This is a genomic window from Kitasatospora sp. NPDC127067, from assembly GCF_042724755.1.
Lineage (GTDB): Bacteria > Actinomycetota > Actinomycetes > Streptomycetales > Streptomycetaceae > Kitasatospora > Kitasatospora lactacystinica.
In genome coordinates this window covers 255,531-282,356 of record NZ_JBHXEM010000001.1, presented here as the reverse complement: position 1 = coordinate 282,356, position 26,826 = coordinate 255,531, and the positions used below count along the sequence as shown (strand labels likewise).

Genomic DNA, 26,826 nt, shown 5'->3' with positions numbered 1-26,826 from the left:
GGCACTCTCGGTCGGCGGGGGCGCCCCCACCCGGGCGCGCCGCCGCCTCCCGCCGCCGGGACCCGGCGGTGGCGGCCGACCGGTGGGCGGCCCGCCGGGGGGCCGGACCGGTGGCCGCCCGCCGTCAGACCGTGGCCGGGGTGTACTTGTAGCCGACCCGGCGGACCGTCACGATGGTGTCCCGGTAGGCCGGTCCGAGCTTGCGGCGCAGCCGGGCGACGTGCACGTCGACCGTCCGCCCGTCCCCGACGTGGCCGTAGCCCCAGACCGCGGAGACCAGGTGGTCCCGGGTGTGCACCCGCTGCGGGTGCTCGGTGAGGTGGGCCAGCAGCTCGAACTCCAGGTAGGTGAGGTCGAGCAGCCGCCCGTCGACGTAGGCGTTGCGCCGCTCGCTGTCGACGGCGATGCCGCGCTCGGCCGGGCGGACGTGACGGACCCCCGCGGCGGCGTGGGCGGCGGGCCCGCCGGTCGCCGTCGGCGCGCCGGGAGCCGGGTGAGCCCCGGGGACCGGGTGCCCCCCGGAGAGCGCGGCGGCCCCGGAGACGGTGGCTGCCCCGGCGCCGGCCGGAACGCCGGACAGCCCGACGGTCCCGGCCACCGGGCTCTCGGCCGGCACCAGCACCAGGTAGCCGACCATCGGGCTGCCGTTCACGCTGCCGAACTGCGCGCCGAACTGGGCGAGGACCCCCTGCGGCAGCACGCCCTGCGGCAGGGTGGCGACGACGGTCGCCCCCTCCGGCAGCGCGGCGAGCAGCGCCTGGGGCACCTGCGGGACCGTCGCGCCGGGCTGCGCGGCGGCGGGGGCCGGGACGACGGCCGGGCGGACCGGGCCGGCGTGGGTCGGACCGGCGTGGGGCGGGCGGGTTTGGGTCGGGCGGGCCTGGGGCGTGCGGGTCGCCGCGCCGGGCCATCGGTCGGCCCCCGGCGCCGGGGGGACGGACGGTCCGGCGACCCCGGACGTGCCGGGACCGGCCGCGGGCACGGCGGTGACCGGCGGGACGGAGCGGACCGCGCGCAGGTGCGGGGTCGCGGTGGGCAGGGGCAGGGTGGCCGTGGAAGAAGAAGACATGGTGTGCCGCTCATTTCGCGCGTGACGGACGGGGTGGAGTCGTCTGCGCGTCGACCGGGCGTACTGCCTGGGCTGGACCGAACCGGATCAGCGGGCGGAGGGCCGGGACGCGCTGGGCGAGCCGGGACACGTCTGATCGAACAGGTGCGGCTGCCGGGACGGCCAGAACGGCTCGAGGTCGGGGCGACCCCGTCGGCTGTCCACGGCGCGGCTCCCGCACCCGTTCCACCGTCCGATCCGTCCGTCCGCGCGCATCGCGGGGGCCGACCCGGTCGTTCGGGTACGGCCGACGACGCCGGGGGCGGTACTGGGGCAGACGATGTTCACTGGTGGTCTCTCCGCTGGGCGGGTCCGGATGGTCGGCCGCGGGCACGCCGGTGGGGCGGTCCGCTACGGCCTGGTCGACGGGTGTCGGCGGTGCGTCGGGCGGTGGGCCGGGTGGGCCGTCAGCGCCGGGGACGCACCGGGAAGGTCAGGCCGGTCAGCGACAACACGCGCTGCAGGTCAGCGCGTGGTCGATGTAGCGGCGGACGGTGAGCGCCGGATCGGCGGCACCGGGCACGGCAGTGCCGGACACGAGGGCATCGGGCATCGGGGAGCCGGGCACGGCGGTGATGATGCGTCGTCGGCCGACGGTCATCCGGCTGCCCTCCCCCTTCGTTCTCCACACGGTGGCGCGCCGTCTCCGGCGCCCGCCGACGATGCCTCGCCGGTTCGTCGAAGGCCGTCCGCCGGTCGCAACGCCCGTACGAACGGGGTGTTTCCGGCACTCCCGACGGCATGGCCGGGCGGCCTTCGTCCACAGAGCCTTCCACGGCCGGGCCGGTCTAGGCAACCTTCGGCACAGTGATCGTCCGGGATGCGGACGGTCGGGTGAGACGGCGGGCGGAACGGGCAGGTCGGCGCGCCCACCTGCCAAGTCCTCGCACCACCGCCGCCGCCCGCCGGATGCACCGCCGCCGCACACCGATGCTCCACCGCCGCCGCCCGCCCGATGCACCACCGCCACACGCCCGATGCACCACCGCCGCGCGGCCGACGTCGGGCCGGAGCCGAGTCGCCCTCAGGCGCCGACCGGGGCGCGGCGATACGTGAGGGCGGCGGCGTGCTCGACCAGCGCGACGAGCAGGTCCTTGCCGTCCTGCCGCAGCCGCGCGTCGCAGAGCAGCACCGGGATGCCCGGGTCGAGGTCGAGCGCCTCGCGGACCTCGTCCGGCGAGAACCGCTCGGTGCCCTCGAAGCAGTTCACCGCGACCAGGAACGGAATGCCGCGCTGCTCGAAGAAGTCGACCGAGGGGAAGCAGTCGGCCAGCCGCCGGGTGTCCGCGAGCACCAGGGCGCCGAGCGCGCCGCGGGCCAGTTCGTCCCAGACGAACCAGAACCGGTCCTGCCCAGGCGTGCCGAACAGGTAGAGCGCGAGGCCCGGCCGCAGGTCGATCCGGCCGAAGTCCATCGCGACGGTGGTGGTGCGCTTCGCCTCCACCCCCGAGGTGTCGTCCACCGGACGGCCCAGCTCGCTGAGCTCCTCCTCGGTGCGCAGCGGCCGGATCTCGCTGACCGAGCCGACCAGGGTGGTCTTGCCCGCGCCGAAGCCGCCCGCGACCAGGATCTTCACCGCCACGGACGGACCGCCGCGCCAGCGCGGGTCGTTGGCGTTCGCCGGGTGGGCCGCGGTGCCGTCCCGGTCGGGCGCGGTGCCGACCGGTCGGGGGTGGGGGTCAGAGCGCACGGAGTCCATTGATCACGTCTCGCAGCAGGCGCTCGTCCGGCAGCTCGGCGAGCGGAACGGGTCGGGTGACGCTGATCAGCTCGGCGTCGTAGAGGTCGCCGAGGAGGACCCGCACCACACTGACCGGCAGGTCGGTGTAGGAGCCGAGCTCGGCGACGGAGAGCGGCTCGCGGCGGCACAGGGTGAGCAGCGTCTGGTGCTCCGGGTCGAGGACGTGCGCGGGCACGGCCCCCGCGACCGGCCCGGGCTCGACGGCGGTGACCAGCGAGATCAGGTCGAACAGCCCCTCCTCGACCGGCCGGGTCCGGCCGCGGGTCATCGAGTAGAGCCGCACCACCGGGCCGGCCTCGTCGTCGAACCAGCGGTCGTCGACCGGGGTGCGCGGCCGGAAGAGGTCGACCTCGGGCCCGTCCGGGTCCGCCTGCCCGCCCTCCGCCGCCGCCCCCGGGCGGTCCGGGCCGTCCGGGCCGTCGACACCGGACGGGCCATCGACACCGGCCGAACCCCCGGCACCGGCCGATCCGCCGACGCCGGACGGCCCGGCCGTGCCCACCGGCACCTGGGGGCCGTCCGACGTCTCCGGGCCGCCCGGCACATCCGCCATCGGATCCGCCATCGGACCGCTCATCTCACCGGCGGGGCGGTTTCGGTGCGCGGCTCGGCGGCCATGTGCTCGCCGACCCGCTTGACCAGCAGCGCCATCTCGTACGCGATCTGGCCGATGTCCGCCTCGGCCTCGCTCAGCACGGCCAGACAGCTGCCGTCGCCGGCGGCCGTGATGAAGAGGAAGGCCTCGTCCAGCTCCACCATGGTCTGCCGGACGCCACCGACCTTGAAGTGCCCGCCGGCGCCCTTCGCCAGGCTGTGGAACCCGGCGGCGACGGCTGCCAGGTGCTCGGCGTCCTCGCGGTCGAGATCGCGGGAGGCACCGGTGGCCAGGCCGTCGTTGGAGAGGATCACCGCGTGCCGCAGGGCCGCGACGCGCCCCACCAGGTCGTCCAGGAGCCAGTTGAGGTCCCCTGACGACTGCATCGACGTGGTCATGAATCAGTTCCTTCCGCTGGAGCGGGTGGTGCGTGTGGAGCGGGTACAACGGGTGGTTCGGGTACGGAGGGTGGCGCGGACGCGCCGGTGTCCGGGTTCCGGCGGACCGGCTGCCCGGGCGGCACCCGACGGGCGAGCGGTGCCCGGCCGGTGTCCTGCGGCGCGGGCAGCGCCGCCGGGGCGGGTGCCGGGGCGATCGCCCGCCGGGACCGGTCCGGCGGCTGCCAGGCCGGTACGGCGGTGGATCGCCCGTTCCCCCGTACGGCACGATCGTCGGGCGTGCCGGGACGATCCGTCAACGGAGCACCGGGGCGGTCCGCCGGCGCACCGGCGCGGCCGGGGGACGCGCCCGCACGGTCGGCCGGAACGGTGGCGCCGCGACCGCGGGTGAAGCCGCGCTGGAACGAGGCGAAGGTGGCCCGGGCCTCCTCGGGCGAGCGCTCCCGGACCTCCCGGGTCTCCCCGCCGTCGCGGGGACCCCGGCCGTCCCGGGTGTCCGCGGCCGACGCTTCCCCGGCCGTGCCGTCGGCTCCGGCCCCGTTGCGGAACCGTTCCTTCAGCTGCTCCGTGAGCTGATCCCTGAGCTGCGGTGCCAGGTTCGCCTGCCGGACCCGCCGGGGCAGGCCGCCGAGCGTGCGGGGTGCGGCGTCCACGGGCGCAGCCGCAGCCGGGTCGGCGACCGGCTCGGCCCCGGCCGCTCCGGCGACCCCGACCACACCGGCCACACCGGCAGCCGCGACGGCCGCCTCGGCCGCCGCCACCGCGAGGTCCTCCCGCCGGTGTCGCCCCGTCCCCGGCGCGTCCTCGGTGTCCACCACGGGCGCGGGGACCAGCACCGGCCCGCCCTTGCCCCGCGAGGCCCGGCGCGGCAGCCCGCCCGCCGTACGGCCCGCCTCCGGCACGGACGGCCTCGGGCCGCCCGTCGTCCCGCGGTGCTTGCCCGCCTCGTCACCGTCGGCGACGGCGCCCGTACGGCCGCCGGCCCCCGCTCCGGCCGAGCCACGCTCACCCGCACCCGCACCCGCACCCGCGGAACCGACCGGCCCGGACGCCGCCGAGGAGGCACCCCCCGACCCGGGCACGGCGACCAGGTCCCGCTGCCCGCGCCGGCCGCCCGCCGCGGCCCGCTGGCCGGCCGGGCCCGGCTCCGGCTTCCCGTCCGGCGCCTCCGCGAGCAGTTCGCGCGGGATCAGCACGACCGCCGTCGTCCCGCCGTAGGGGGACGGCCGCAGGTGCACCCGGATGCCGTGCCGCCGGGCCAGCCGACTGACCACGAACAGGCCCAGCCGGTCGGTGTCGGCGAGGTCGAACTCCTGCTCCACGGCGAGGCGTTCGTTGATCTCGGCGAGCATCTGCTCGCTCAGCCCGAGGCCGCGGTCGTCGATCTCCAGCGCGAAGCCGTGCGCGACCACCTCGCCCTGGACGGTGACCTGGGTGCTCGGCGGGGAGAACACCGCGGCGTTCTCGACGAGTTCGGCGACCAGGTGGGTGACGTCCGCGACGGCACTGCCGAGCAGGCCGGTGCCGGGGAACGGCCGGACGATCACCCGGGCGTAGTCCTCGACCTCGCCGACGGCCGCCCGGACCACGTCCACCATCCGGACCGGCTTGCGCCAGGCCCGCCCGGGCGAACCACCGGCCAGGATGATCAGGCCCTCGGCATGGCGGCGCATGCGGGTGGTGAGGTGGTCGACCTTGAAGAGGTCCTCCAGCTCGGCCGGGTCCTCGGTGCGGCGCTCCATGGTGTCGAGCAGGGTGAGCTGCCGGTGCAGCAGCACCTGGCTGCGCCGGGCCAGGTTGACGAACACCGCCGAGACCCCGCGCCGCAGTTCGGCCTGTTCGACGGCGGCCTCGACGGCGGCCCGCTGCACCGCGTTGAAGGCCTGGCCGACCTGGCCGATCTCGGCGTTCCCGAAGTGCAGCTCGGGGGCCTCGGTGGCCACGTCCACCGGCTCGCCGCGGCGCAGCCGCAGCATGACGGACGGCAGCCGGGTGCCGGCCAGCTCGTCGGCCGCGTTGCGCAGGCCGATCAGCTCGCGGGCCAGGCCCCGGCCGATCCGGAACGAGATCATGATGGACAGCACCACGGCGACCAGACCGACCGCACCGGCGATTCCGCCGCGCCAGAGCATCCCGATCGCCGCGGACCGCGCGCGCTCGTCCAGCCCGGCGGAGATCCGGCTGTTGATCGAGGCGAGGTCGCCGAGCGCCCGGTCGGCGGTCTCCCGCCAGGAGTCGGTGTTGAGCGCCTGGACCACGCGGTCGGGGCCGCCGGCGCCGACGAAGTCCGCTTCGGCTCGGGCCAGTGCGCCCCAGGCCTCCCCGCCGCGCAGCGCGGCGTAGTCGGACTGGTCGGCGGGGTCGAGCTCGGCGACGTAGACGGTGAACAGCGCCTGCTGGTTGTGCAGGGCGTCCAGCGCAACCTGGTACTGCTCGGCGGTGGGCCTGGCGGCGCCGGTGCGCAGGCCCTCCATCGCCGCGTCCTCCTGCGACAGGTACTCCCGGGCGCGCACCAGCTCGATCAGGATGGTGCCCTGACGGGGGAGTTGGCCGCTCTGCCGGGCGACGTAGGCGGATCGGAAGCCGAACACCGGCTTGACCAGGTCGCTGTACTGGCCCAGCGCGAACTCCCAGTTCAGCGCGGAACGGCCGACCTGGGCGCGCAGCGGTCCGAGCTGGTCGGCGGCGGCGATGATCTGGACGAAGCGACCGCGCTGAGGGGCGGAGAGCTTGCCGCCGGAACCGTCCTTCTTCTGCCGCAGCACGTCCAGACTGCGGTCGGTGGCGGCCTTGGACCGTTCGTAGGCCTCCCTGGCGGTCGGCGACCGCGGGTCGGCCAGCCGCTGGACGGCGGCGCGGCGCTCGTTCTGCAGGTCGCCGGTGTACTGGTCGACCGGGCCCGCGAACTCCTTGTACGTACGGCTGATCCCGAGCTGGTTCCAGACGTCCCCGGTGGTGGCGATCGTCGCGTACGCCCACAGGGCCGTGAGCGCGACGATGGGCACCAGGAGCAGCGCGATGATCTTCGCGCGGATCGAGCTGCTGCGCAGACGCATGGAGTCCTCGGTCGGGAAGTGCCGGGCGCGGACGGGGAGCGGAGGGGGGAACATGGCGGGTCTTGGGAACGCTGGAGGGGTCGGCGGAGGGGCTCCCGGCCACAGGTCTGCGAGACTCTACTACGCCCTGACCACTCGTTCGAGGGGTGAACCGGTCCACCGACCGGTCTCGTCCCGCACACGTCAGAAACCGGTCAGCCATCCTCCGCTACGCATCCGGAACATCCGTCGATGCCCGGAATGCGGCGCCGTTGCCGGGCCCGCGGCCTCCGCGATTCCTTCCCGGCGCCTCCCCCTCGCCTCCCCCGGGCCTCCCCGGGCGCGACACCACCGGAGGGGAGCCGTGCCGATCTCGTCGTGTCACCGCCACAACCCTGGGCAGTGACAGGGCGATCCGATAGTTTCGGCGCACCCCGTACCACCCGTACGACCGGCACCGAACTGGGGAGGACCGTGCGCGAGTTCACCACCCCCGCCCCGGCCGCGCCCGAGGCCACCGGAGGACTCGCCGACTCCCTCTACGACACCGCCGAGCGCACCCCCGACCTGGTCCAGCTGTCCTGGCGGGCCGGGGACGGGCAGTGGCAGGACGTCACCGCCCGGGAGTTCCGGAACCAGGTGCTCGCCCTGGCCAAGGGCCTGCTCACCCACGGCGTGCGCTACGGCGACCGGGTCGCCCTGATGTCCCGCACCCGCTACGAATGGACGCTGTTCGACTACGCACTCTGGTCGATCGGCGCCATCACCGTCCCGGTCTACCCCACCGCCTCCCCCGAGCAGGTGCGCTGGATCCTCGCCGAGACCCAGGCCGTGGCCTGCCTGGTCGAGGACGAGGACGCCGCGATGACGGTCGGCGCGGTCTGCGACGCGCTGCCCGACCTCACCGGCATCTGGCAGCTCGACCGGGACTGCGTCGCCGCGATCACCGAGGACGGCCTCGGCGTGCCCGACTCCCTGGTGCACCGCCAGCGCCTCGGCGTCGCCACCGGGAACATCGCCACGGTCGTCTACACCTCCGGCACCACCGGCCGCCCCAAGGGCTGCCTGCTCACCCACGCCAACCTGGCCGCCGAGGCCGACGCCCTGCTCGCCGGCTGGGGGGACGTCCTGCGCGAAACCGGCGGCGGCCGCCCCGCCACCCTGCTGTTCCTGCCGCTCGCGCACGTCTACGGGCGGGCCGTGCAGATCGCGGCGATCCGCGGCGGCTTCCGGATCGGGCACGTCCCCGAGGTCTCCACCGACGCGCTGCTGCCCGCCCTGGAGACCTTCCGTCCGACCTTCCTGCACGCCGTCCCGTACGTCTTCGAGAAGATCTTCCAGCAGGCCCGGCGGGCCGCCGAGGACGCCGGCCGCGGCGAACTCTTCGAACAGGCCCGGCAGGTGGCCGTCGACTGGGCCGCCGCCCGGGAGCAGAGGGCCTTCGGCCGCGGCCCCGGCCCGGGCGCGGCCCTGCGGCTGCGCCACCTCGCGTACGAGCGGACCGTCTACCCGAGGCTGCGGGCGGTGCTCGGCGGCCGGGTGCGCAGCGTGATGAGCGGCGGCTCGACGCTCCGGCGCGAGCTGGGCCTGTTCTTCACCGGCGCCGGCCTCCAGCTGTACGAGGGCTACGGGCTGACCGAGACCACCGCCGCGATCACCGCCAACCCGGCCGGACGGCAGAAGCTCGGCACGGTCGGCCGGCCGGTGCCGGGCGCCTCGGTGGCGATCGCCGACGACGGCGAGGTGTGGGTGCGCGGCGGTTCGGTCTTCGGCGGCTACCTCAACCATCCGCAGTGCACCGCCGAGTCCCTGGTCGACGGCTGGTTCGCGACCGGCGACCTGGGCCGGCTGGACGAGGACGGCTACCTCAGCATCACCGGCCGCAAGAAGGACCTGATCGTCACCAGCAGCGGCAAGAACCTGGCCCCGGCGGCCCTGGAGGAGCGGGTCGAGGCGCACCCGTTGGTCTCCCAGTGCCTGGTGGTGGGCGACGACCGCCCGTACGTCGCCGCACTGATCACGCTCGACCCGGCGGCACTGGCGCACTGGTTGAAGACCCACGGGCGGGAGCAGTCGGACCCGTGGACGGTGCTCGCGGACGAGGAACTGCACGTGGAGGTCCAGCGTGCGGTGGCGGCCGCGAACACGGCCGTCTCACGGGCCGAGTCGATCCGCGCCTTCCGGCTGCTGCCGCGGGAGTTCAGCGAGGAGCAGGGGCTGCTGACCCCCTCGCTCAAGCTGCGGCGGACAGCGATCGCCGAGTACTACGCGACGGACATCGAGGAGCTGTACCTGACCTGAACCGGGCCCGTCCGTCGTGCCCCTGACGTGACGTCTTGTCCCTTGCTCCCCGGGCATGGTGACCGCGAGTCGGCCGACCGGGACCGCCGGGTTCACCCGCCGTTCCCTTGACGGCCCCATTGGTCTAGTCCATTGTTGCGACGATCCGGGGTTCCGCATCCCGGAGTTCCACGTTCAGAATTCCTCGCTCAGAGTCCCACGTTCACAGTCCCACGTTCAGAGTTCCACGGTCCGATTCCGCTCACGCTCTCCCCACGGGCGTGCCCCCACTTGCTGGAGTCCTCACGTGTCGATGTCCACGTGCCTGTCCTCGCGCCTGCCCTCGCGCCTGTCCGTGCTGGCCGCCTCCGTGGCGCTGCTCACCGGTCTCGTTGCACCCGCGGCCTCCGCCGCCGCTCCCCCCGCCGGCGGCCCGGGCACCCAGGCCGCGCCGACCGTCAACCTCGCCACCAACCCCGGCTTCGAGCTGCCCTCCCCCGACCTCGCCGACTGGGGCAGCGTCCCCGGCTGGAGCTGCACCGGCGGACCGGCCGAAGCGTCCGTCAGCACCACCGCCCCGCACGCCGGCACCTCCGCGCTCACCGTCACCCCGGCGAACGCCGACTCCACCGGCGAGTGCGCGCAGACCGTCGCGGTCCAGCCCAACACCACCTACACGGCCTCCGCGTGGGTCCGCGGCAGCTTCGTCCACCTGGGCGCCACCGGCACCGGCAAGGACGTCGCCCCCGCCTGGACGGAGACCACCGGCGGCGGCTGGCAGCGGCTGAGCACCCGGTTCACCACCGGCCCGAACGCGCGCAGCATCCGGCTGTACGTGCACGGCTGGTACCAACAGGGCCCGTTCTCCGTGGACGACGTCCGGGTGGACGGCCCCGCACCCGCCCCGGCCGTGGCCGCCGGCTCCGTCCCCACCAACGACAAGGTCGTCTTCTTCACCGTGGACGACGGCTGGCAGCGCACCCCCGAGGCGGAACGGTTCATCGCCGACCACCGGCTGCCGATCACCGCTTTCCCGCTGCCGATGCCCGCCGCCGCCGACCCGGCCTTCTTCCAGCGGGTCACCGCCGTGCCCGGCTCCTCGATCCAGGACCACAGCGTCTCCCACACCGACCTCAGCACGCTCCCGCTGGAGCGGCAGCAGGTCGAGATCTGCGACGCACGCGACTCCATGACCCGCCTCTTCGGCACCGCACCGACGTTCTTCCGCCCGCCGTACTTCACCTGGAACGCCGACACCCTGCAGGCCGCCGCGAACTGCGGCATCCGCACCGTGCTCACCGCCGACGCGGACTTCAGCTGGGGTGCCGCCAACATCTGGCACCCGGGCCCGCTGCAGCCGGGCGACGTCGTGCTGATGCACTGGACCGACACCCTCGCCGCCGACCTCCAGCGCGCCCTCGCCGCCGCCGACGCCGCCGGGCTCAAGCCGGCCGGCCTGGTCGACTACCTGCACTGAGGGGACCGTCCGGAGCCGCCGACGTGCACCGGGCCCGACGTGCTCCGGACCCGACGTGCTCCGGACCACGTGCTCCGGACCCGACGTGCTCCGGACCACGTGCTCCGGACCCGACGCGCCGCCGCCTCCGAGGGGAGCGGCGGCGCATCGCCGCTCGCGCAAGGAAAGGAGCGGCTCCACCGTCGGACGGGCAGCGCGCCACCCCGGAGCCAGGGCGGCGATCCGCGCGACCGCTTCGCCGAGGTCCGCTCCGCGTTCCACGGCGGTTCCGGCTCCCTCGGCCGGTGATCCCGCTCGTTGACAGCGCGTCCGCGGCCTGGCTCTAATGGGGGCGTGCAGCGCGGCGTCGGCCAAAGAGCAGTGGGCCGGCCGGCAGCCGAGCTGGCACCTTTCCGAAGGGACGATGCGCGATGAGCACTCTCTCCGCTTCCCTGATCTGACGCCGGACGGTCACCGCGGTGCCCGCGTGTGCGAGCCGCGTCCCGCGACGGATGTCGCCGGACGGGCCAGCAGCCGTATCACCGGCCCGGGATCCGACCATCGGCGCCGATCGATCATCGGCCTCGATGACCGGCCCCGCCGCCGGCCCCGATCTCCGGTAACGGCACAGGCACAGGCAACGACACAGGCACCGGCACCGCTTGTGGCCGCAACTCCCCTTTCCTCTCTGGAGATCCATCACACACGCATGCCCATGTCCTTCAATCTGAACGTCATCGAGGAGTTCCGCGCCAACGGCGGGCGGGTCGGCGGCCCGTTCGAGGGCGGCGACCTCTTGCTGCTGACCACCACCGGAGCCCGCTCAGGGCGGCCGCACACCGTACCGCTCGGGTACGTCCGGGCGGAGGGGCTGCTCCTGGTCGTCGCCTCGGCCGCCGGGGCGCCGGAGCACCCCCAGTGGTACCGCAACCTCCTCGCCCACCCGGTGGTCCGGGTCGAGCTCGGCACCGAGGCCTTCGACACCGTCGCCGTACCCGCCGAGGGCGACCGCCGGGAGCGGCTGTTCACCGCCGTGGTCCGGAAGGCTCCGGGCTACGGGGACTACCAGGCCCACACCGACCGGGAGTTGCCGGTCGTCGTCCTGGAACGGCTCGAACCGCCCGCCGACGGCCCGGCCCCGGTGGTGGTGCGCAGCCTCGCCGACAAGCTGCTGGAGGCGCACACCTGGCTGCGCGCGCAGCTGCGCCACGTACGGGAGGAGGCACACGCCCACGTCCCGGGCCGCCCGGCCGCGCTCGGACTGCAGCTGCGCCAGCACTGCCTGGCTTTCTGCGACGGGCTGACGCACCACCACACCGGGGAGGACTCCGCGATCTTCCCCGCCCTCGCGCGCAGCCATCCGGAGCTGGCCGAGGCCCTGGCGCGGCTCGACGAGCAGCACCGGGCCATCGGGCGGATCAAGGAGGAGCTGGTGGGCCTGCTGGCCGGGATCGCGATCACCGAACCGGAGCGGCTCCGGACGGAGCTGGACCGGATGTCCGCCGAGCTGGAGGCGCATCTGGACTTCGAGGAGGCGGAACTGCTGCCGGTCCTCGCCGGCATTCCCTTCCCGCCTACCGGGCCCGCACCGGGGCCGTCCACACCGAACCCGTCCGCACAGGGCGGGTCGACGCAGGACGGGTCAACGCAGGGCGGATCAGCACCGGACCGGTCATCACCGGGCGGCGGCTGAAACGGCGTTGCCGCCGTCCCCCTCCCGAGCCGCGGGAGGGGGACGGCGGCGGTCCGTCCTTCGACGGGGCGCTCCGTTGCGGCAGTTCTTACAGCCCGGAGAACACCGGGAGGTAGCCGCCGGACTGGCCGGCCGCCTTCGGGTGGTAGCTCTCGTCGACCGGCAGGGTGGTGCTGTTCAGCCAGGTGGTCAGCGAGCCGCAGATCTCGTGCTCGTTGAAGATGCTGCGGACGTCACCGAAGGCGAAGCCGGCGTTGGCGGCCCGCTTGGCGAGGACGCCGTCCAGGGTGTCGGCGGCACCGTTGATGGCGGCGCGCTTGGTGTCACCGATGCCGAAGATGCAGCTGCCGCCGACCTTGTAGATGTGCGGGTAGCCCATCACCACGACGTGGGCGTTCGGGGACTTGGACTTGATCGCCGAGTACACCTTGTCCAGCTGGCCGGGCAGGGTGGTGGTGGCGTAGCTCTTGGCCGTGTTGACGGCGTTGATGCAGTCGGCGTCCGAGCCGAGGACACAGGTCTGCATGGTGTCGGCGAAGCCCGCGTCGTTGCCGCCGACCGAGATGCTGACCAGCGTGGTGCTGGCGTCCAGGGCGGAGATCTGGCTGTTCAGGATGTCGCCGGTCTTGGCGCCCGAACAGGCGACGAACTTGAAGGAGGACGGCGCGTGCGCGTTCTTCCAGAGGTACGCGTACGCGTTGGTGCTGCGCTTGCAGCTGCCGCTGTCGCTCAGGTAGCTGCCGGCGCCGACACCGGACGAGTACGAGTCGCCGAGGGCCACGTAGTTGACGCCGGCGGCGTTCGCGGACGTCGCGGCGAAGAGCGTCGTCATGGTGAGGCCCGCCGCTATGGCGGCGATGGACAGGGCGCGGGCAGGACGAATCATCACAGCTCCAGTGGGGTGGCGTGGTGAGGGTCACAGAAGTGATACCAGGCGGTAGCCAAACCCGGAAGCGGTCATGCCAAGGATATTGACGGGACGTCCGATAGCTCCGAGATGAACTGCCGCTGACGGTCCGTGATTTCACGCAGGTCAGCGGGGGTGCGCGGTGACGCGCGTAGCGCAGCGCGCGTAGACCGGCAACTTGCAGAAATTCCGTGCAAGACAAGCGCGGAGTTGCCGCCCGGCCATCGCCGGGTCGGATTCGGAGCGGGTGTCAGCCGACCCAGGGGGGCTGGTGACACCCGCGAAGGCAGGTCGAAAGGTGGGCCGGAAGGGCATCGGCGGCACCACGAGAATTCACCGCTGTGGCCGATCGGACGCAAGTGGCCGATGTTGACGTCCCGCATGGCGGTACGTCAGGGCATCGCGTCGGCCCGCCCCCGCCCGGCCCGGCCCGGCCCGGCGCACCCCGCAGGGACGTCGCTCGGGAGTACGGCGACGCGCGAGGTCAGCCCCGCGCGCCGGGGCGGCCGCCACCGGGGTGCATGGCGCCCGTGTACCCGGCACCCGGATACACGGTGCCCGGGGAGACCGTGCAGCCCTCGACCGGCAACTCCTCGATGGCCTCGTTCGCGGCCGCGGGCACGCCGAGCCAGCGGGCGGCAGTGGCGACCGCCGCCCGGGCCTGGCGCAACCCGGGCGCGCCCCAGCCGAGCAGTTCGACGGCGAGGCCCGGTGCGACCAGCAGCCGCCGGTAGTGCCGGCCCGAAGCCGGGTCGGCCGCGCTCGGACCGACCGACCGCAGCGCCGCCGCCATCCGGACCCGCGCGCACTCGTGCCCGCCGTTCGCCGAACCGACCCGGTCGTAGAGGTAGCCGAGGTAGTACGGCCGGCCGATCCGGGCCTGCGCCTCCTCGGCCGCCTCCCGGGCCAGGGCGGCCGCCGGGTCCCCACCGTCCTCCGGCTCCAGCGAGCCGCCGGGCAGCGAGCAGATCCCGTCCCGGGGGTTCACCAGCGTCAGCACCCGCCCGTCGGGCACGAACAGCCACCCCCAGGACTGCTTGACCGGCAGCCCCTCCGGCACCGGCTCGCCCGGCCGCCACGGCCAGCCCGCCGTGGGGCGCCGCCGCACCTTTCCGAGCAGCTCCGCGACCTCCGCGCTGTACTCGATCGGGCTCATGCTCTCGCCCCGCGGCGCTCGACGGGGACGCTCGCCCCCGCGCACCCCCCGGCGCCGAGCTCGCTCCGCTCGCTCATCCGTCCCCCTCTCGCAGTCGGGCTTCGCCGGACCGGCGGTGCGCGGGGAGGACCTGCAGGGCACGGTACGGGGCGGAGCGGCCGGAGCGGCGGCGTGGGGCACCGCGCGCTCCTGCTGTTGATCTTCTCCGAATCTTCCCCGAACACGCGGTCGATGAACAGTCCCCAGCGCCGCATGGTGGATGCGGAGACGACGGACGTGGTGGACGCGGAGGCGGTGAACGCCCTGATCACCCCAGCGGCCCACCCCCTTCCCCGGGGTCGCGGAAGCCGGGCAGCGGGAACCCGGGCCGAGGGTCCACCCCGGGCGGGAAGGGCAGCCCGCGCGCGGCGTCGTCCGCCAGCTCGTCGAACACCTCGTGCGCGGTCATCGGCCGCAGCCGTCCACCGGTCAGCGCCCAGCCGCGCACCGGCGGCCGGGGCCGGGCCTCCCCGGCCGGGGGCGCGGGTGCACGGCCGTCCGGGGAGGCGGGTGCACGGCCGTCCGGGGAGGCGGGTGGACGGCCGTCCGGGCCGGACCGGTCGTCGCTCCGTCCGGCCACCCGTACGCCCACCGACGGATCGCCGTGCAGCAGCAGCGCCCCCTCCCCGCCCAGGGCGACGCCCGCCGCGAGCGTGACGCAGAACGCCTCGGCGTCCCGCCCCGCGGGGTACAGCAGCCCCTCCTCCACGCAGACGTCCACCGCCGAGGTGAGCTCCTCGCCGTCCTCCGGGCCGTGGCAGCGCAGCGTCAGCAGATGGCACCCCTCCCCCGCGCCCTCGGCCAGCGCGAGGTAGACCGACGTCACGTACCGCATCACGGCGGCCATCCGACGCTGCCCGGCCGGGTCGTCGCCGACGGCGCCCAGCAGAGCCGCACAGGCCACGGACATCCGCACCCGTGCCCGGTGGTCGTCCAGCAGCACCGGGACCAGCTCGGCCAGCCGCTCCCCCGCGTAGACGAACGGCTCCCCGGCCAGCTCCGGATCGCCCGCGTAGGCGACCCGGGCGGCGGGCGCCCGGGGGTCGAGGCCGAGCGCCGCACAGTAGTCCTCGAAGTCGCCCGCCTCCAGGACCCGCAGGTGCACCTCCAGCCCCTGCCGGTACAGGGCCGTCAGGTGCTCCTCCGCCCGCCGCAGGTAGGCCTGGTGCCCGAGCCCGCCGAACAGCCCGTACTGCGCGAGCCCGGCGAAGTCCCCGGCGTCGACGGCCAGGGCCAGCGCCACCGGCTGGGGCGGCGGCGCACCCCGGGCCCGGCCGCCTCGGCCGGCCGCCCGCGCACCGTCCCCTCCCGCCCGGGCCCCCGGCGGCCGCCCGCCCCCGGGTGGCGCCGCACCGCCGGGCCCGCCCGCCGACGCCCCACCGGCACCGCCACCCGGCCGCCGCCCGCCCAGCACCAGCACCCGCCGGCGCTCCCGCGGGGACCACCCCGCCGCAGCGCCCAGCACCTCGCGCACCGACTTCCGTACCGCAGCCATGGCTCCTCCTTCTCGCCCTCCGACACCGGATCGCGCCGACCACCCCGACCGGGAGTGGCCGACGCCGAGGAACATACACAGAGCCACTGACAATTCACCCGGAGTGATCGAACGGGCTCGGCGCCACACCGCCCCGCCCACCGCCGCACGGCCCCGGGAGCCCGGTCCCGGACGCAAGGGGCGCCGGGGGTGCCAGGGGCGCCGGGGGCCAGTGGTTCCACCGGGTCGGGCGGGATTGTCAGTGCTGCGGGTTAGGGTCGGGAACCATGCGACTGCTGCATACCTCCGACTGGCATCTCGGGCGCTCGTTCCACCGGGAGAGCCTGCACGACGCCCAGCGCGCCTTCCTGGACCACCTGGTGGAGGTGGTCCGGTCCGAGGGCGTGGACGCCGTGCTGGTCGCCGGGGACGTGTACGACCGGGCGCTGCCCGGGCTGGAAGCGGTCGCGCTGTTCGACGACGTGCTGCACCGGCTGGCGGATCTCGGGGTGCCGACGGTCTTCATCAGCGGCAACCACGACTCGGCCCGCCGCCTCGGCGTCGGGGCGGGGCTGATCGGCCGGGCCGGCATCCACCTGCGGACCGACCCGGGCGAGTGCGCCGAGCCCGTCCTGCTGGCGGACGAGCACGGCCCGGTGGCGGTGTACGGGCTGCCGTACCTGGAGCCGACCCTGGTGCGCGAGCGGTTCGGGCTGACGAAGGGCGGGCACGCGGCGGTGCTCGGGGCGGCGATGGACCGGGTCCGGGAGGACCTCGCGGCACGCCCGGCCGACACCCGGGCGGTGGTGCTGGCGCACGCCTTCGTCACCGGCGGCGCGCCGAGCGACAGCGAGCGGGACATCGCGGTCGGCGGCGTCGCCTCCGTCCCCGCGTCGGTCTTCGACGGCGTGCACTACGCCGCGCTCGGCCACCTGCACGGCTGCCAGACGCTCGCCCCGCACCTGCGCTACAGCGGCTCCCCGCTCGCCTACTCCTTCTCCGAGGTGCACCAGCGCAAGACCATGTGGCTGGTCGACCTGGCCGCCGACGGCTCGGTGACGGCCGACCGCGTTCCCTGTCCCGAGCCGCGCCGCCTGGCGACACTGCGCGACACCCTCGACGCGCTGCTCACCGACGAGCGGTACGCCGAGCACGAGCAGTCCTGGGTGCAGGCCACGCTCACCGACGCGGCGCGGCCGAGCGAGCCGATGGAGCGGCTGCGCCGCCGTTTCCCGCACACCCTCCAGCTGCTGTTCGACCCCGAGCGGAGCGACGCCGAGCCCTCGCAGTCGTACGCGGCGCGGGTCAGCGGCCGCGCGGACCTGGAGATCGCGGAGGGCTTCCTGCGGCACGTCCGCCCCGGCGCCGAGCCGGAGCCGGACGAGCTCGGCTGGCTGCGGGAGGGCTTCGAGCGCGTCCGGGAGACCACGGACCGGAAGGCGGACCTGCCCCGATGAGGCTGCACCGGCTCACCGTCACCGCCTTCGGCCCGTTCGCGGGCAGCGAGACGGTGGACTTCGACGCGCTCGCCGCCGGCGGGCTGTTCCTGCTGCGCGGCGCGACGGGCGCGGGCAAGACCAGCGTGCTGGACGCGGTCTGCTTCGCCCTGTACGGCGAGACGCCGGGCGCGCGCCGGGCCAACCGGCTGCGCAGCGACCACGCCGACCCGAAGCGGCTGACCTCGGTGGAGCTGGAGCTGACCCTCGGCGGGCGGCGGCTGCAGGTCACCCGGCTGCCCGAGCAGCGCCGGCCGAAGAAGGTCGGGAGCGGCACCACCGTCGAGCGGGCGCAGACCCTGCTGCGCGAGTGGGTCCTCGACACGGGCGACGGCGCGCCCGGCTGGCGCGGGATCAGCAAGTCGCACCAGGAGGCCGGGGAGGAGATCCACCGGCTGATCGGCATGAACCGGGAGCAGTTCTGCCAGGTGGTGCTGCTGCCGCAGGGCGACTTCGCCCGCTTCCTCAAGGCCGATTCGGAGGAGCGCGGCAAGCTGCTGCGGCGGCTGTTCGACACCGAGCGGTTCCAGCACGTGGAGGCCTGGCTGGCCGAGCAGCGCCGCGGCCAGGAGGCCGCCGTCCAGGCCGGCCGGCGCCGGCTGCGGGACCTCGCCAGCAAGGCCGAGCAGGCGGCCGGTCCGGGCGCCGAACCCGCCGCGGGCTGGGTGCCGGCCGAGGACGACGACGGTCTGGCCGCCGGGGTGCTCGGCTGGGCGGCGGTCCTGCGCAGCGGCGCGGCCGAGCAGCTCACCGTCACCGAGGCCGCCCTCGCGGGCGCCGGGGCCGCCCAGCGCGCCGCCCAGGAGCGCCGCGAGGCCGCCGAGGAGCTGGCCGGTCGCCAGCGCCGGCACCGCGAGGCGCTGGACCGGGCCGAGCGGCTGGCCGGTTTCGAGCCCGCAGCGACGGCGGACCGGCGGCGGCTCGCCGCCGCGCAGGAGGCCGTCGGGGTGGAGTCCGCCCTGCGACTGCGGGAGAGCGCGGCCGAGGCGCTCGGGCGCGCGCGGCAGCTGGAGCGCCGGCACCGCGAGCTGCTGGCCGGATCCGGTGCCGGGGGCCGGGATCTCGCCGGGGCCGACGCGGCCGGGCTGGCCGAGGCCGAACTGCGGCTGCGGGCCGAGGTGGTCCGGCTGGAGGCGGCCCGGGCGGAGGAGCGGCGCTGCGCCGAACTCGCCCACGAGCAGGGCTCCCTGGCACAGGACCGGCGAGCCGCCGAGGAACTGGCTGAGGAGGCCGAGGACTGGCTCGCCGAGTTCGAGGGCGAACTGGGCCGTCTGGAGCAGCAGCACGCCGAGGCCCGGTCGGCGACCACCCGGGTCGAGCAACTGGACGGGCAGCGCACCGAGTTGACCGGACGCCTCGGTGCGGCGCGGGAGCGCGACGGCCTGCGCGCCGAGATCGCCGCGGCCGAGCCCCGGGCGGTCGCACTGCGCACCACCGCGCTGGACGCCCGGGAGCACAGCCTGGACCTGCGGGACCGCCGGCTGAGCGGCATGGCCGCCGAGCTGGCCGAGCAACTGCGCACGGGAGAGGCCTGCCGGGTCTGCGGTTCGCCGGAGCACCCGGCGCCCGCCGAGGCCGCGCCCGGCGGCCGGGTCGGCGCCGAGGACGAGGAGCGGGCGCGCCGGGCCCAGGCCGACGCCGAGCGGGTCTGGACGGAAGCCGACCAGGCGCTCACCGCACTGCGGGTGCGCGAGGCCACCGCCGCCGGCGCGGCCGGGCCGGACACGACGGAGGCGCTCGCGCAGGCCCTGGCCGGGCTGGAGGACCAGCATCGCGGGGCACGGCACGCGGCGGAGGCGCTCGGCCGGGTCGAGCAGGAGATCGCCCGGCTGTCGCAGGACCGCACCCGCCGGGTCGACGAGCTGCAGGAGGCCAAGGAGCGCGCCGCCGTCCTCTCCGACCGGCTGCTGGCGCTCGGCACCGAGCAGCAGACGCTGACCGCCCGGGTGGTGGCCGCCCGGGGCGACGCGCCCTCGGTCGCCGACCGGGCCGCGGCCCTCACCCGGCTCACCGAGGCGGTCGCCGCGGCGGCGAACTCCGCCCGGGCCCGGACGGAGGCGGCGGCCCGGCTCGACGAGGCCGAGGACGAACTGGGCAAGGCCGCCGCCGCGGCGGGCTTCCCCGACCCGGCGGCGGCCCTGGCGGTGCTGCTGCCGCGCGAGGAGCGCGAGCGGCTGGAGGCCCGGCTGGAGCGGCACCGCGCGGAGACCGCAGCCGTCCGCCGCGAGCTGGGGCTGCCGGAGCTGGCCGAGGCCGCGGGCCGTCCGCCGGTGGACCTGCCCGCCGTCGCGGCCGAGCTCGGCGCCGCCACCGACCGGCTCGGCCGGTCGCACGCCGCCCATGCGGCGGCCCGCGAGCGCTGCGGGGCGCTGGCCGCGATCGGGCGGCAGCTGACCGGGCTCGCCGCCGAACTGGCCCCCGCGCTGGACCGGTACGGGCGGATCACCCGGCTCGCCGCACTCACGGCCGGCACCGCCGCCGACAACCGACTGCGGATGCGCCTGGAGTCGTACGTCCTGGCGGCCCGGCTGGAGCAGGTCGCGGCGGCGGCCAGCGACCGACTGGTCCGGATGTCCGGCGGGCGCTACACCCTGGTGCACAGCGACGACCGGGGCAGCGGCACCAAGCGCTCGGGCCTGGCCCTGCGGGTGGTCGACGCCTGGACGGGCACCGAGCGGGACACCGCGACCCTCTCCGGCGGCGAGAGCTTCTTCGCCTCGCTCTCCCTCGCCCTGGGACTGGCCGACGTGGTCACCGACGAGGCCGGCGGCATGCCGCTGGACACCCTCTTCATCGACGAGGGCTTCGGCACCCTCGACGAGCAGGCCCTGGAGGAGGTCATGGACGTCCTGGACGGTCTGCGCGAGCGGGACCGCGCGGTCGGCATCGTCAGCCACGTCGCCGACCTGCGCAGCCGCATCCCCGCCCAGCTGCTGGTCCGCAAGGGGCGGCACGGCTCGACCCTGGCGCTGGCCGGGCGGGAGGACGCGTAGGCCGACCCCGGGGGGAGTCCGGGGTCGGCCGTGGTTCAGCCCGAGCAGGCGATCCGCTGCGCCTGCTGCCAGGCGCACACCGGGCAGAGGGTGCTGCCGGGCCGGTCGGCGGGCAGTTCGGTCGGTTCCCCGCACAGCACGCAGTCGGCGCGCGGCCCGGTCGCCTTCGGGTCGTGCCGCAGCGCCGCCTCCGCTTCGCCCTCGGACACGAGTTCGCAGACGGCCGCTTCCTGGTTCGTACCGGTGTCGTTCATGCCGCCTTCCTACTCCGCTCCCCGCTGAGCTGCAACAGGCTCGGCCCCGGCCGAGCCGGCCCGAGCGTCCCGGCGGACGAATGACAGCGAACAGATTTCAGAAAACGTTCGCTGAAATCCGTCATCTGAAATCTGTTCGCTGTCATTCATCCACTGAAGCCCGCCCGCTGGAACCCGTCCCGCCCCGCCGCAGGCCCCCTCCGGCCCGGCGGCTACCGTGACCGGCATGCCCACCGACCTGCACCGACGTCTCCTCGCCGCCCACGCCACCGCCCCGTCGTACCCCGAGGTGGGCGCCACCCGGGGCGGGGGCGGACGACTGCCGGACGGCTACGCCCACCTGCGACGGCGGGTCCACCTGGGGCGCGGCGCGGAGGTTCTGGAGCGGGCCGGTCGGTACGTGCTCGACTGGGGCAGCCAGTTGGGCACCGGCTTCGCGGTGTACCCCGCCGGCCCGGCCCGGGAGGGCGGGACGGTGCTGCTGCGACTGAACCTGCCGGGGAGCCGGCGGCCGCGGCTGGTGATCCCCTGCCGGGTGGTGTGGACGGTGGACGAGCCGGACCGGATCGGGTTCGGGTACGGAACCCTCCCCGGGCACCCCGAGCGCGGCGAGGAGGCGTTCCTGGTGTCGATGGACGCCGACGGCGAGGTGTGGTTCGAGGTCACCGCGTTCTCCCGGCTGTCCGCCTGGTACGCCAGGCTGGGCCGCCCGGTGGCCCTGCTCTGCCAGCACCTGGCGATCGAGCGCTACCTCGCCGCGGTGGCCTCGCACGTCCGCTGAGTCGCTAAGCCCGCCGACCCCATCGAACCCGCCGAGCGCGCCCGGGCCCCGCGCGCACCGCGCCACGGTCAACCGAGGAAGGACAGCCGGACGGTCCGGCGCGGGTTGTCCCCGTTGGTGTCGATCAGCACCACCGACTGCCAGACGCCGAGGGCCAGTTGGCCGCCGAGGACCGGCAGGGTGGCGTGCGGGGCGACCAGGCCGGGCACCACGTGGTCCCGGCCGTGGCCGGGGCTGCCGTGCCGGTGGCGCCAGCGGTCGTCGGCCGGGAGCAGGTCGCGCAGGGTGGCGAGGAAGTCGTCGTCGCTGCCGGAGCCGGTCTCCAGCACCGCGATCCCCGCGGTGGCGTGCGGGACGAAGATGTTGAGCAGGCCGTCGCGCCCGGTGGCCCGTTCGTCGAGGAACGCGGCGCAGCGGTCGGTGATGTCGAGCGCGACCTCGCGGTTGCCGGTGGTGATCTCGATGGTGCCGCTCTGGAAGGTGGTGTCCGGGAAGGAGCCGGTCCGGGTGGAGTGGTTGTTGTCCGCCATGGCGCCATCCTGTCCCAGGTCAGCGGGCCGGGCGTACTCCCTCGCCGACTCGCCGCGCCGGGGAGGCGAACTCGCGTAGGGTGAAAGGTTCAGACCACATCACCCGGACGGTGCGGCACGCGCCGGAGCCCTCGCCCGGGGCCTTCACCGGAGCCCCCACCGGACCCGAACCCGGGACATCGTCCGGACACACCGAAGACCCGGTGGACCGGACGGTCCACCGGGTCGGTTCCCGACCGGGCGGCGGGGAGGGACCCGTACCGCGCCGGTCGAACTAGCCGCGCCCGCCGAAGAGGCTCCGCCGCAGCCGACGCAGCGGCGTCAGCAGCGAGATCCTGGTGTGGCGACGACGGGTCGTCGGGGCCTCGGCGCCGCGCGGCGTGAGCTCCCTTATCAACCCGAGCGCTTCGGCGGTGTCCACCGCCGGGAGTGCGGGCGCGCCGAGCACGGCCAGGTGTCGGTCGATCCGGCGGCCGGTCGTGCCGACACCGCACTGGATCGCCGGCACGCGGGGCCGAGTCCGCACTTGCATGTGTTCCATCAGTTTTTCCCACCCCTACGAGGCGCCAGGGCCGTGAGGCGAAGACTATCCGTGAAGGACGGCCTTCGCGCAACCGTCCTTGGTGTTGTGCCACCGTATCGTGCGGCGTCAACTGACGAAGCACCAGGGGCCACCGGGCCGGTCACGACTAGGCATCAATGATGGTGCACGACCGGCCGTCCGTCACCCGGTCCGGCAGGCACGGGTGCGGCAACCGTACGCACGGCACGCGCACGACACGCGCCCGGCGCACGGCGGTGCCCCTGCGGATCCGGGCACCGCGGCCCGCCCGCACCCCACCGACGACCCGCCCGGGACCCGCCCGCAACCGGCCCGCGACCCACCCGCACCCCACCCCGCGCCCCGCTCGCGCCGCCATATAGGGGACAGCCGGGAGGCGGCCGCCACATCGACAAAGCGATCATCGGGGGGCGTCTGCCGCGCCCGATCCGTGCACGGCCCGGCGGAACCGGGCGCCGGCCGACACCGTGACCGACCGACTTCAGGAAGTGAACACATTCGAGGGATTGACTCCCGCCGAACCTCCAAGCAGTATCTGATGCACACGCCGGTGCCCGCACCGCACCCAAGCGTGTGTTCGATTGATGAAGAACTCCGGCTCCCGCGAGCCACTGCCCGGCCGCCTCGACGCTGCGGTGGCCCGGCTCGCGCGGTGCCCGGACCGGCGGTCGGCCGTCGAGGGTCGGCCGGACCGCCACCTGACTGCCGGTGCCGCCCCGCAAGGGGCCCGGCACCGGCGGTTCCGGGTGCACCACGGCCCCTGCCGCGAGCCGCCCCACCGCCGCCACAACCTCGCCCCACGACCACCGCCACCCCCGGTCACCGCCCCGGCCACCACCCCGGAAGCCCCGCACCGGACGTCCGCGCAGGTGACACCCGGTGGATCGGTACACTCGGCCAGCGTGTCCCTCCTCCTCAGCATCGTGCTCCCGGTCCACGGCGTGGAGCGGTACCTCCCGCACTGCCTCGACTCGATCCTCGGCGACACCCCCGCCGCGGAGACCCGCTTCGAGGTGATCGCGGTCGACGACCTCTCCCCCGACGGCTCCGGCGCGATCCTGGACGCCTACGCGGCCCGCGACAGCAGGCTGCGGGTACTGCACCTCACCGAGAACCAGGGCCTCGGCGGCGCCCGCACCGCCGCCCTGCCGCAGGCCCGCGGCGAGTACGTCTGGTTCGTGGACAGCGACGACTGGGTGCCCGAGGGGACGGTCGGCGCGCTGCTGGACGAGCTGACGCAGGAGCGCCGCCGGGAGACCCCCGCCGACGTGCTGATCACCGACTTCACCCACGTCTACCCGGACGGCGGGACGGAGCCCAACCCCTGGCGCCACGTGCTGGCCGGCTCCCCGCTGGTCGAGGGCTGCACCCTGGCCGAGCACCCGGCGCTGTTCCAGACCGTGATGTCGGTGTGGAACAAGCTGTTCCGCCGCGCGTTCCTGGACGGCCTCGGCGTCTCCTTCGGCCGCGGCTACTACGAGGACATCTCGGTCACCTACCCGGCGCTGCTGGCCGCCGAGCGGCTGCGCTACCTCGACCGCCCCTGCTACTTCTACCGGCGCGGCCGGGACGGCGCGATCACCGCCACCTCCTCCCCCAAGCACGCGGACGTGTTCGCCCAGTACGACGCGATCTTCGCCTTCCTGGACCGCCCGGACCGCCCCGGCCGGCCGGTCCCGGACCCGCTGCGCACCCTGGTCTTCGACCGGACCGTCCGCCAGGCGCTGAACGTCTACGACACCCCCGGGCTGGTCCCCGCCGACCTGCGCAAGGACTTCTTCCGGCGGATCGCCCGGCACTTCGACCGCCACCGCCCGGCCGGCTACCGCTTCCCCGGCGGGGTGCGCGGCGTGCAGTACCGGCTGGCCGCCCGCGGCGCCCGGATCGCCTACGCGGAGCTGCGCCGCACCGGGCGGCTGCCGCGCGAACTCAAGCGCGGGGCGCGGGCGGTGGCGCCCGCGGTGAAGAAGGGGATGCGCAGCGGCGCCCGGTTCACCGCGTACAACGCGTTCCGCCGGCTGCCGCTGGACGAGAACCTCGCCGTCTACGCCGCCTACTGGCACCGGGGTTACGCGTGCAGCCCGGCGGCGATCTACGAGAAGGCGAAGGAACTCGCCCCGCGGATCCGGGGCGTGTGGGTGGTGGAGAACCGCGCCCAGGCCGCCGCGCTGCCGCCCGGGGTTCCGCACGTGATCGTCAACACCCCCGCCTACCTCAGGGCGATGGCGACCGCCAAGTACTTCGTCAACAACGTCAACTTCCCCCGCACCATGACGAAGCGGCCGGGCACGGTGCACGTCCAGACCCAGCACGGCACGCCGCTCAAGGCGATGGGCATGGACCTGCGCGACCACCCGGCGGCGGCCGAGGGGATGGACTTCGAGCTGCTCCAGGAGGCCGTCGACCGCTGGGACTTCCTGGTCTCCCCCAACCCGCACACCAGCGGGCACTTCGCCCGCGCCTTCCCCGGCCGGTACGAGATGCTGGACACCGGATACCCGCGCAACGACCGGCTGGCGAACGCCGCTCCGGACGAGGTCCGGGCGATGCGCGAGCGGCTCGGGCTGCGGCCGGACACCCGGGCGGTGCTGTACGCGCCGACCCACCGCGGCAGCAAGGGCGGCTACGTGCCGCTGCTGGACGTGGCGGCGCTGGCCCGGCGGCTGGGCCCGGACTTCACGCTGCTGGTGCGCACCCACTACTTCCACACCGACGGTCCGGGCGACCTGTCGGCGGCCGGCGCGGAATCGGCGCGGATCGTGGACGTCTCGGCGCACCCGACCGTCGAGGACCTCTACCTCGCGGCGGACGTGCTGGTGACGGACTACTCGTCGATGATGTTCGACTACGCGGTGCTGGACCGGCCGGTGGTGATCTTCGCCCCGGACTGGGAGGAGTACCAGCGGGAACGCGGCGTCTACTTCGACCTGTTCGCGGAGCCGCCGGGCGCGGTCACGGTGGACGCGGACGGGCTGGCGCGGGCGCTGCTGGCGGGCGACCCGGGGCCAGCGGCGCGGGCGCGGTTCCGGGCGAAGTTCTGCGTCTGGGACGACGGCGGGGCCTCGGAGCGGGTGGTGCGCCGGGTGTTCCCGGTGGAGGAGTAGCGGCCCCTGCAGAGGACACTGCGGAGGACCCTGCGGAGAACAGCGGGGGCCTCCGGACGGGGCCGGTGCCGCCGGTACGGCGACCGGCCCCGTCGGCGCGGGTTCAGCGCCGGCGGGCGGCCAGGAACTCCTCGAAGGTCAGGACGCCGTCGTGGTTGGTGTCCATGCTGTGGATCAGCGCCTCGGCCATCGAGATGGTGACGTCGTGGTCGCCCATCTCGTTGGCGGCCAGGGCGTACTCGGCCGGGGTGATCCTGCCGTCGCCGTCCTTGTCGAAACGGTCGAAAAAGGCCTTGATCGCCTCGGTGGTCTCCATCGTGCCCTCCTGGGTACTGCGGGTGTCGCTCGGTTCGGACGGCCGTACCCTACCCGGCCGTGGCGTGCGCCACGGTCGCCGGGAGTGGACGTGCGCGGGGGTGGGTGTCGTAGTCTGCGGATCTGATTGCAGGCCCGGGCTCCTCCCGGGCGGTCGTTCGTCCAGGGAGGGAATCGTGCTCGACCTCGTCACCAAGTTGGTGCTGAAACCGGTCTCGCGGGGGATCTGGCGGCCGGCCATCGAGGGAATCGAGAACGTGCCGCGCAAGGGCGGGGTGATCCTGGCCAGCAACCACCTGTCCTTCATCGACAGCGTGGTGATCCCGCTGACCGCCCCGCGCCGGGTCCACTTCCTCGCGAAGGCCGAGTACTTCACCGGCACCGGGCTCAAGGGCCGGCTCTCCAAGGACTTCTTCGAGGCCATCGGCGCCGTGCCGGTCGAGCGCGGCACCTACCGTTCCGCTCAGGCGTCGCTGGAGTCGGCGCTGGAGATCCTGGAGGACGGCAAGGCCTTCGGCATCTACCCCGAGGGCACCCGCTCGCTGGACGGCCGGCTCTACCGGGGCAAGACGGGCGTCGCCTGGCTCGCGCTGACCGCGGGCGTGCCGGTCGTGCCGGTGGCGCTGGAGGGTCCGGAGCAGATCCTGCCGGTGGGCAAGCGGATCCCGCGGCTGAAGAAGGTGACGGTCCGCTTCGGCGAGCCGCTGCACTTCGACGAGCTGCACGGGCAGGCCCGTTCGCTGAAGGCCCGTCGGCAGGTGACCGACGAGGTCATGGCGGCCATCCAGCGGCTCTCCGGCCAGGAGGTCGCGGAGAGCTACAACGAGGTGCCGAAGGCGGCCTGACCGCCGCGTCCGCCACCGGCGCGCACGCCCACGCTCGCACCCGCGCCCCGGGTCGTCGCACGCG

21 protein-coding genes are annotated in these 26,826 nt (G+C 74.9%); 8 read left to right on the top strand and 13 right to left on the bottom strand.

All coding sequences use genetic code 11. The annotated features are described in order from the left end of the window. Positions 1 to 124: 124 nt before the first annotated feature. The 6 genes from ACFWJ4_RS01195 to ACFWJ4_RS01170 all read right to left on the bottom strand — a co-directional run bounded on the left by ACFWJ4_RS01195 (position 125) and on the right by ACFWJ4_RS01170 (position 6,952). Positions 125 to 766, bottom strand: a complete 642-nt coding sequence (locus tag ACFWJ4_RS01195; RefSeq protein WP_380538102.1) for a winged helix-turn-helix domain-containing protein — start codon at positions 764 to 766, stop codon at positions 125 to 127. A gap of 784 nt (positions 767 to 1,550) precedes the next feature. Continuing rightward, positions 1,551 to 1,709 (bottom strand): hypothetical protein, encoded by a 159-nt coding sequence (locus tag ACFWJ4_RS01190; RefSeq protein WP_359898564.1) that lies wholly within the window; start codon positions 1,707 to 1,709, stop codon positions 1,551 to 1,553. Between the two features lie 423 nt (positions 1,710 to 2,132). After that, the gene (locus ACFWJ4_RS01185; protein ID WP_359898643.1) at positions 2,133 to 2,690 is read right to left on the bottom strand and encodes an ATP/GTP-binding protein; all 558 of its coding nucleotides are present in this window, start codon (positions 2,688 to 2,690) and stop codon (positions 2,133 to 2,135) included. A 97-nt stretch (positions 2,691 to 2,787) separates the two neighbouring features. After that, positions 2,788 to 3,414: a DUF742 domain-containing protein gene (locus ACFWJ4_RS01180; RefSeq protein WP_380538068.1), complete on the bottom strand. Its 627-nt coding sequence runs from the start codon at positions 3,412 to 3,414 to the stop codon at positions 2,788 to 2,790. Positions 3,415 to 3,422: 8 nt separating this feature from the next. Continuing rightward, complete coding sequence (locus tag ACFWJ4_RS01175) at positions 3,423 to 3,842, bottom strand: roadblock/LC7 domain-containing protein (protein WP_049652175.1); 420 nt, start codon at positions 3,840 to 3,842, stop codon at positions 3,423 to 3,425. Then, the gene (locus ACFWJ4_RS01170; protein WP_380538066.1) at positions 3,839 to 6,952 is read right to left on the bottom strand and encodes a nitrate- and nitrite sensing domain-containing protein; all 3,114 of its coding nucleotides are present in this window, start codon (positions 6,950 to 6,952) and stop codon (positions 3,839 to 3,841) included. The genes ACFWJ4_RS01175 and ACFWJ4_RS01170 overlap by 4 nt, the downstream gene beginning before the upstream one ends. 399 nt (positions 6,953 to 7,351) lie before the next feature. On the opposite strand from ACFWJ4_RS01170, the gene ACFWJ4_RS01165 reads away from it, so the two are divergent. From ACFWJ4_RS01165 to ACFWJ4_RS01155, 3 genes are all read left to right on the top strand, one after another. Next, the gene (locus ACFWJ4_RS01165) at positions 7,352 to 9,178 is read left to right on the top strand and encodes an AMP-dependent synthetase/ligase (RefSeq protein WP_380538064.1); all 1,827 of its coding nucleotides are present in this window, start codon (positions 7,352 to 7,354) and stop codon (positions 9,176 to 9,178) included. Between the two features lie 292 nt (positions 9,179 to 9,470). After that, positions 9,471 to 10,634, top strand: a complete 1,164-nt coding sequence (locus tag ACFWJ4_RS01160; protein WP_380538100.1) for a polysaccharide deacetylase family protein — start codon at positions 9,471 to 9,473, stop codon at positions 10,632 to 10,634. Positions 10,635 to 11,322: 688 nt separating this feature from the next. After that, positions 11,323 to 12,306 (top strand): nitroreductase/quinone reductase family protein, encoded by a 984-nt coding sequence (locus ACFWJ4_RS01155; protein ID WP_380538062.1) that lies wholly within the window; start codon positions 11,323 to 11,325, stop codon positions 12,304 to 12,306. A gap of 88 nt (positions 12,307 to 12,394) precedes the next feature. On the opposite strand, the gene ACFWJ4_RS01150 is transcribed toward ACFWJ4_RS01155, so the two are convergent. From ACFWJ4_RS01150 to ACFWJ4_RS01140, 3 genes are all read right to left on the bottom strand, one after another. Next, entirely contained in the window at positions 12,395 to 13,192 is a 798-nt protein-coding gene (locus ACFWJ4_RS01150) for an SGNH/GDSL hydrolase family protein (RefSeq protein WP_359898568.1), read from the bottom strand. A 505-nt stretch (positions 13,193 to 13,697) separates the two neighbouring features. After that, positions 13,698 to 14,369 (bottom strand): NUDIX domain-containing protein, encoded by a 672-nt coding sequence (locus tag ACFWJ4_RS01145; protein WP_380538060.1) that lies wholly within the window; start codon positions 14,367 to 14,369, stop codon positions 13,698 to 13,700. A gap of 307 nt (positions 14,370 to 14,676) precedes the next feature. Next, a complete protein-coding gene (locus tag ACFWJ4_RS01140) occupies positions 14,677 to 15,903 on the bottom strand; it encodes a hypothetical protein (protein WP_380538058.1) in 1,227 nt (408 codons plus the stop codon). A gap of 266 nt (positions 15,904 to 16,169) precedes the next feature. On the opposite strand from ACFWJ4_RS01140, the gene ACFWJ4_RS01135 reads away from it, so the two are divergent. Continuing rightward, on the top strand, positions 16,170 to 17,339 hold the full coding sequence (locus ACFWJ4_RS01135; RefSeq protein ID WP_380538056.1) for an exonuclease SbcCD subunit D: 1,170 nt from the start codon (positions 16,170 to 16,172) through the stop codon (positions 17,337 to 17,339). Further along, positions 17,336 to 20,371, top strand: coding sequence for an AAA family ATPase (locus ACFWJ4_RS01130; protein ID WP_380538054.1), 3,036 nt, complete (start codon positions 17,336 to 17,338; stop codon positions 20,369 to 20,371). The genes ACFWJ4_RS01135 and ACFWJ4_RS01130 overlap by 4 nt, the downstream gene beginning before the upstream one ends. 35 nt (positions 20,372 to 20,406) lie before the next feature. Here ACFWJ4_RS01130 and ACFWJ4_RS01125 read toward each other — a convergent pair whose 3' ends face one another. After that, on the bottom strand, positions 20,407 to 20,625 hold the full coding sequence (locus ACFWJ4_RS01125) for a hypothetical protein (protein ID WP_380538053.1): 219 nt from the start codon (positions 20,623 to 20,625) through the stop codon (positions 20,407 to 20,409). 226 nt (positions 20,626 to 20,851) lie between these two features. On the opposite strand from ACFWJ4_RS01125, the gene ACFWJ4_RS01120 reads away from it, so the two are divergent. Beyond that, positions 20,852 to 21,406 (top strand): DUF1990 family protein, encoded by a 555-nt coding sequence (locus ACFWJ4_RS01120; RefSeq protein ID WP_380538051.1) that lies wholly within the window; start codon positions 20,852 to 20,854, stop codon positions 21,404 to 21,406. Positions 21,407 to 21,474: 68 nt separating this feature from the next. On the opposite strand, the gene ACFWJ4_RS01115 is transcribed toward ACFWJ4_RS01120, so the two are convergent. Together ACFWJ4_RS01115 and ACFWJ4_RS01110 are read right to left on the bottom strand one after the other, a co-directional pair. Further along, complete coding sequence (locus tag ACFWJ4_RS01115) at positions 21,475 to 21,936, bottom strand: YjbQ family protein (RefSeq protein WP_380538050.1); 462 nt, start codon at positions 21,934 to 21,936, stop codon at positions 21,475 to 21,477. Between the two features lie 274 nt (positions 21,937 to 22,210). Next, on the bottom strand, positions 22,211 to 22,477 hold the full coding sequence (locus ACFWJ4_RS01110) for a hypothetical protein (RefSeq protein ID WP_049650625.1): 267 nt from the start codon (positions 22,475 to 22,477) through the stop codon (positions 22,211 to 22,213). Between the two features lie 923 nt (positions 22,478 to 23,400). On the opposite strand from ACFWJ4_RS01110, the gene ACFWJ4_RS01105 reads away from it, so the two are divergent. Then, on the top strand, positions 23,401 to 25,602 hold the full coding sequence (locus ACFWJ4_RS01105; protein ID WP_380538048.1) for a CDP-glycerol glycerophosphotransferase family protein: 2,202 nt from the start codon (positions 23,401 to 23,403) through the stop codon (positions 25,600 to 25,602). Between the two features lie 103 nt (positions 25,603 to 25,705). On the opposite strand, the gene ACFWJ4_RS01100 is transcribed toward ACFWJ4_RS01105, so the two are convergent. Next, positions 25,706 to 25,918, bottom strand: coding sequence for an EF-hand domain-containing protein (locus ACFWJ4_RS01100; protein ID WP_359898577.1), 213 nt, complete (start codon positions 25,916 to 25,918; stop codon positions 25,706 to 25,708). A gap of 175 nt (positions 25,919 to 26,093) precedes the next feature. Between ACFWJ4_RS01100 and ACFWJ4_RS01095 the strand changes: the two genes are divergently transcribed. Then, positions 26,094 to 26,762 carry a lysophospholipid acyltransferase family protein gene (locus tag ACFWJ4_RS01095; RefSeq protein WP_359898578.1) on the top strand — a complete coding sequence of 223 codons (669 nt, stop codon included), beginning with the start codon at positions 26,094 to 26,096 and terminating at the stop codon, positions 26,760 to 26,762. Positions 26,763 to 26,826 lie beyond the last annotated feature (64 nt).